The sequence below is a fragment of the Aquabacterium parvum genome, assembly GCF_001447195.1.
Classification (GTDB): domain Bacteria; phylum Pseudomonadota; class Gammaproteobacteria; order Burkholderiales; family Burkholderiaceae_C; genus Aquabacterium; species Aquabacterium parvum.
On sequence record NZ_LFRI01000531.1, the window covers coordinates 1 to 350 of the forward strand.

The following is a 350-nucleotide window of genomic DNA, read 5'->3' on the forward strand; positions in this document are numbered from 1 at the left end:
GTGGCAACTGCATGAATGCTTTGTAGTGGCGCAATTGGGGTGTTGCGCTATACTTGCGGCATGTTCATCAAGCTCACCCGCTCCAAAAGCCGCACCTACGCCCAGTTGGTCGAGTCCTTCCGTGACGAGCAAGGTCAGCCTCGCCAGCGCACGGTGGCCACTCTGGGTCGCGTTGATGAGGACGGCGGCACGGTCGATGCGGTGCTGAGCACCTTGCTGCGTGCCAAGGGCCGCAGTGGCGTGGACATCGCCACGCCCCAGGTTCGCTTTGAGTCTGCCCTGGCCTTGGGCGATGTATGGGCCCTTGATCAACTCTGGCGTGAGCTGGGCTTCGATGCCCTGGCGGCCGT

1 pseudogene is annotated in these 350 nt (G+C 62.9%); it reads left to right on the top strand.

The features are described from left to right. Positions 1-60: 60 nt before the first annotated feature. Positions 61-350 (top strand): annotated as a pseudogene (locus ABG80_RS19435) (IS1634 family transposase); the annotation flags it as partial.